The organism is Robertkochia aurantiaca, assembly GCF_020166495.1.
Taxonomy (GTDB): Bacteria; Bacteroidota; Bacteroidia; order Flavobacteriales; family Flavobacteriaceae; genus Robertkochia; species Robertkochia aurantiaca.
In genome coordinates this window covers 1-5,463 of the sequence record NZ_JAINZS010000011.1, presented here as the reverse complement: position 1 = coordinate 5,463, position 5,463 = coordinate 1, and the positions used below count along the sequence as shown (strand labels likewise).

The window sequence follows — 5,463 nt, the reverse complement described above, 5'->3', positions numbered from 1 at the left end:
CATATTGACAGATTAACAATGAAGAGTTTGATCCTGGCTCAGGATGAACGCTAGCGGCAGGCCTAACACATGCAAGTCGAGGGGTAGAGATTAGCTTGCTAATCTTGAGACCGGCGCACGGGTGCGTAACGCGTATGCAACCTACCTTTTACTGGGGGATAGCCCGGAGAAATCCGGATTAATACCCCATAGTATGATCGAATCGCCTGGTTTGATCATTAAAGCTTCGGCGGTAGAAGATGGGCATGCGTCCTATTAGCTAGTAGGTATGGTAACGGCATACCTAGGCAACGATAGGTAGGGGTCCTGAGAGGGAGATCCCCCACACTGGTACTGAGACACGGACCAGACTCCTACGGGAGGCAGCAGTGAGGAATATTGGACAATGGTCGGAAGACTGATCCAGCCATGCCGCGTGCAGGAAGACGGCCCTATGGGTTGTAAACTGCTTTTGTACAGGAAGAATAAGAGCCACGTGTGGCTCGATGACGGTACTGTACGAATAAGCACCGGCTAACTCCGTGCCAGCAGCCGCGGTAATACGGAGGGTGCAAGCGTTATCCGGAATCATTGGGTTTAAAGGGTCCGTAGGCGGATGTATAAGTCAGGGGTGAAAGTTTGCCGCTCAACGGTAAAATTGCCTTTGATACTGTATGTCTTGAATACGTGTGAAGTGGTTAGAATGTGTAGTGTAGCGGTGAAATGCATAGATATTACACAGAATACCGATTGCGAAGGCAGATCACTAACACGTCATTGACGCTGAGGGACGAAAGCGTGGGGAGCGAACAGGATTAGATACCCTGGTAGTCCACGCCGTAAACGATGGATACTAGCTGTTCGGCTTTCGGGCTGAGCGGCTAAGCGAAAGTGATAAGTATCCCACCTGGGGAGTACGTTCGCAAGAATGAAACTCAAAGGAATTGACGGGGGCCCGCACAAGCGGTGGAGCATGTGGTTTAATTCGATGATACGCGAGGAACCTTACCAGGGCTTAAATGTAGTCTGACAGGTCTGGAAACAGACTTTTCTTCGGACAGATTACAAGGTGCTGCATGGTTGTCGTCAGCTCGTGCCGTGAGGTGTCAGGTTAAGTCCTATAACGAGCGCAACCCTTGCCGTTAGTTACCAGCATGTAAAGATGGGGACTCTAGCGGGACTGCCGGTGCAAACCGAGAGGAAGGTGGGGATGACGTCAAATCATCACGGCCCTTACGTCCTGGGCCACACACGTGCTACAATGGTCAGTACAATGAGCAGCCACTGCGCGAGCAGGAGCGAATCTATAAAACTGATCTCAGTTCGGATCGGAGTCTGCAACTCGACTCCGTGAAGCTGGAATCGCTAGTAATCGGATATCAGCCATGATCCGGTGAATACGTTCCCGGGCCTTGTACACACCGCCCGTCAAGCCATGGAAGCTGGGGGTACCTGAAGTCGGTGACCGAAAGGAGCTGCCTAGGGTAAAACTAGTAACTGGGGCTAAGTCGTAACAAGGTAGCCGTACCGGAAGGTGCGGCTGGAACACCTCCTTTCTAGAGAAAGAATCTCAGCTAATGAGATGTTAACGAGGAGTTAGAAAGAGATGAGTTTGCTTAAGCTGTCAATAATTTTTTAAGTTATGAGTTACGCGTTACGAGTTAAGAGTGTAATAGAGCACTGCTGACTGATAACTGAACACTGATAACTGAAAAAAGTCTCGTAGCTCAGCTGGTTAGAGCGCTACACTGATAATGTAGAGGTCGGCAGTTCGAGTCTGCCCGAGACTACTTAAAAAAGGTCTTAGGGTAGCCCAGGCTACAGATAAAAGAGACTGAAAGATAAGTTCTTTAAAAAGATGTATTGGAAATTCTAGGAGCGGAGTTGTTTGAGGTATGAAAAGCTCATGACTCAGGCCTTGTAACTCAGAACTAGAGATTATGGGGAATTAGCTCAGCTGGCTAGAGCGCCTGCCTTGCACGCAGGAGGTCATCGGTTCGACTCCGATATTCTCCACGATCAAATGCGCACTGAAACAGCGATTTGATCAGACAAAACACCGGGAGTTTACTTCTGCGGGTTTTGGAAGATCAAAGGGCTCTTGCCAAGTGGCAAGCAGGGAGCATTTGCAGGACTGGATCCACTTCGGAGGTTGCCTTTAGGCAACACCCCGATAGGGAGAAAGTTTAGAAACGTTCATTGACATATTGAGATAAAGAGATACGAGAAAGCTTGTTTGTTGCTGCTTGTTTTAGAGCAGTGACGGCAAAATTTTTAAATAATAAAGTAAGAATCTAGGTTTCATACCACTTGCACGAGTGGTGTGGAATCATACGCAAGAATACAAAGAGCAAAAAGTACAATAAGCTATGTAAGGGCGTATGGGGGATGCCTAGGCTCTCAGAGGCGAAGAAGGACGTGATAAGCTGCGAAAAGCTGTGGGGAGTGGCACATACACTATGATCCGCAGATATCCGAATGGGGCAACCCGGCTGGTTGAAGGCCAGTCACATCGTAAGATGAGCGAACCCGCTGAACTGAAACATCTAAGTAGGCGGAGGAGAAGAAAACAACAGTGATTCCGAGAGTAGCGGCGAGCGAAATCGGAGTAGCCCAAACCGCAAGTGTTACGGCACTTGCGGGGTAGTAGGACCACGACATCGACTGATTACTGAACCGGAACGATCTGGAAAGATCGACCATAGAGGGTGATAGTCCCGTATGGGAAAGGTAATTAATTCGTAGTGGTATCCTGAGTAGCGCGGGGCACGTGAAACCCTGTGTGAAACTGGCGGGACCATCCGCTAAGGCTAAATACTCCTGAGAGACCGATAGTGAACCAGTACCGTGAGGGAAAGGTGAAAAGTACCCTGAATAAGGGAGTGAAATAGAACCTGAAACCATACGCTTACAAGCGGTCGGAGCCCTTTAGGGGGTGACGGCGTGCCTTTTGCATAATGAGCCTACGAGTTACCGTTACTAGCGAGGTTAAGTGATTCAGTCACGAAGCCGCAGCGAAAGCGAGTCTGAATAGGGCGCTAGAGTTAGTAGTGGTAGACGCGAAACCGTGTGATCTACCCATGGGCAGGGTGAAGCTGTGGTAACACATAGTGGAGGCCCGAACCGGTTGACGTTGAAAAGTCTTCGGATGACCTGTGGGTAGGGGTGAAAGGCCAATCAAACTCGGAAATAGCTCGTACTCCCCGAAATGCATTTAGGTGCAGCGTTGTAATAGTTATGTAGAGGTAGAGCTACTGATTGGATGCGGGGGCTTCACCGCCTACCAATTCCTGACAAACTCCGAATGCTATATAATGTTTTACAGCAGTGAGGGCATGGGTGCTAAGGTCCATGTCCGAGAGGGAAAGAACCCGGACCATCAGCTAAGGTCCCCAAGTGTATACTAAGTTGAATAAACGCGGTTTGATTGCTTAGACAGCTAGGATGTTGGCTTGGAAGCAGCCATTCATTTAAAGAGTGCGTAACAGCTCACTAGTCGAGCGATCGAGCATGGATAATAATCGGGCATAAGTATACCACCGAAGCTATGGACTTTGAATAAAGTGGTAGGGGAGCATTCTATGTGCGTTGAAGGTGAACTGTGAGGTTTGCTGGAGCGTATAGAAAAGAAAATGTAGGCATAAGTAACGATAATGCGGGCGAGAAACCCGCACGCCGAAAGACCAAGGTTTCCTCAGCTATGCTAATCAGCTGAGGGTTAGTCAGGGCCTAACGCGAACCCGAAGGGGGTAGTGGATGGACAACAGGTTAATATTCCTGTACCTGCATGTCATTAAAAGTGACGGAGGCGAAAAGTTGGTGCGTGCTGACGGAATAGCACGTTGAAGGGAGTGGTAACACCCCGATAGTACACTAAAGCTTCGGCTGCGGTGATAATCCAGCGGATCGACTTCCAAGAAAAGCGAGACATGCAGCCTGTACCGTAAACCGACACAGGTAGTTGGGATGAGTATTCTAAGGCGCTCGAGAGATTCATGGCTAAGGAACTAGGCAAAATAGACCTGTAACTTAGGGAGAAAGGTCGCCCCATCCATTGGGTGGGGCCGCAGTGAAAAGGTCCAGGCGACTGTTTATCAAAAACACAGGGCTCTGCGAAATCGAAAGATGAAGTATAGGGCCTGACACCTGCCCGGTGCTGGAAGGTTAAGGGGAGATGTTAGCTTCGGCGAAGCATTGAACTGAAGCCCCAGTAAACGGCGGCCGTAACTATAACGGTCCTAAGGTAGCGAAATTCCTTGTCGGGTAAGTTCCGACCTGCACGAATGGTGTAACGATCTGGACACTGTCTCGGCCATGAGCTCGGTGAAATTGTAGTATCGGTGAAGATGCCGATTACCCGCAGTGGGACGAAAAGACCCCGTGCACCTTTACTATAGCTTCGTATTGACTTTGGATAAGTGATGTGTAGGATAGGTGGGAGACTTTGAAGCAGCATCGCCAGGTGTTGTGGAGTCATTGTTGAAATACCACCCTTTACTTATCTGAAGCCTAACTTCTTAAGCAAGAAGGACAGTGCGTGGTGGGTAGTTTGACTGGGGTGGTCGCCTCCAAAAGAGTAACGGAGGCTTCTAAAGGTTCCCTCAGCACGCTTGGTAACCGTGCGTAGAGTGCAATGGCAAAAGGGAGCTTGACTGAGAGACCTACAAGTCGATCAGGTACGAAAGTAGAGCATAGTGATCCGGTGGTTCCGTATGGAAGGGCCATCGCTCAAAGGATAAAAGGTACGCCGGGGATAACAGGCTGATCTCCCCCAAGAGCTCACATCGACGGGGGGGTTTGGCACCTCGATGTCGGCTCGTCACATCCTGGGGCTGGAGAAGGTCCCAAGGGTTGGGCTGTTCGCCCATTAAAGTGGCACGCGAGCTGGGTTCAGAACGTCGTGAGACAGTTCGGTCTCTATCTACTGTGGGCGTTAGAAATTTGAGTGGACCTGACTCTAGTACGAGAGGACCGAGTTGGACCAACCTCTGGTGTAGCTGTTGTTCTGCCAAGGGCATTGCAGCGTAGCTATGTTGGGAAGGGATAAGCGCTGAAAGCATATAAGCGCGAAACCCGCCACAAGATGAGATTTCTTTAAAGGGTCGTGAGAGACGATCACGTTGATAGGCTACAGGTGTAAAGGCAGTAATGTCACAGCCGAGTAGTACTAATAACCCGTAAGCTTATGTACAGGAGTCCCCTGCCAGCAAAAGGGCAGGGGGCGCGCTTCTTTGACTTGCAAAAACGCTTCTTATCAAATTAGATACTCTTTTTATCTCAATATGTTATTTTATTACAGTGTGAATCACTGAGACGATTTAAGGTGGTTATAGCGACGGGGCTCACCTCTTCCCATTCCGAACAGAGCAGTTAAGCCCGCCAGCGCCGATGGTACTACGCAAGTGGGAGAGTAGGTCGCCGCCTTCTTTGAAACCCTCATCATGAAAATGATGGGGGTTTTTTGTTTTAAGACCCCTCCGTTCT

2 tRNA genes and 3 rRNA genes are annotated in these 5,463 nt (G+C 49.4%); all 5 read left to right on the top strand.

Annotated features, from left to right (window positions below):
- The first annotated feature begins 15 nt into the window (after positions 1-15).
- Positions 16-1,535: ribosomal RNA gene (locus tag K7R10_RS15245) — 16S ribosomal RNA — on the top strand.
- 160 nt (positions 1,536-1,695) lie between these two features.
- Positions 1,696-1,769, top strand: a tRNA-Ile gene (locus K7R10_RS15240).
- Positions 1,770-1,921: 152 nt separating this feature from the next.
- Positions 1,922-1,995: transfer RNA gene (locus K7R10_RS15235), tRNA-Ala, on the top strand.
- Between the two features lie 345 nt (positions 1,996-2,340).
- Positions 2,341-5,169 (top strand): 23S ribosomal RNA (locus tag K7R10_RS15230).
- Between the two features lie 129 nt (positions 5,170-5,298).
- Positions 5,299-5,406, top strand: a 5S ribosomal RNA gene (gene rrf / locus K7R10_RS15225).
- The 16S, 23S and 5S rRNA genes sit together here with 2 tRNA genes alongside, the layout of an rRNA operon.
- Positions 5,407-5,463: the final 57 nt, after the last annotated feature.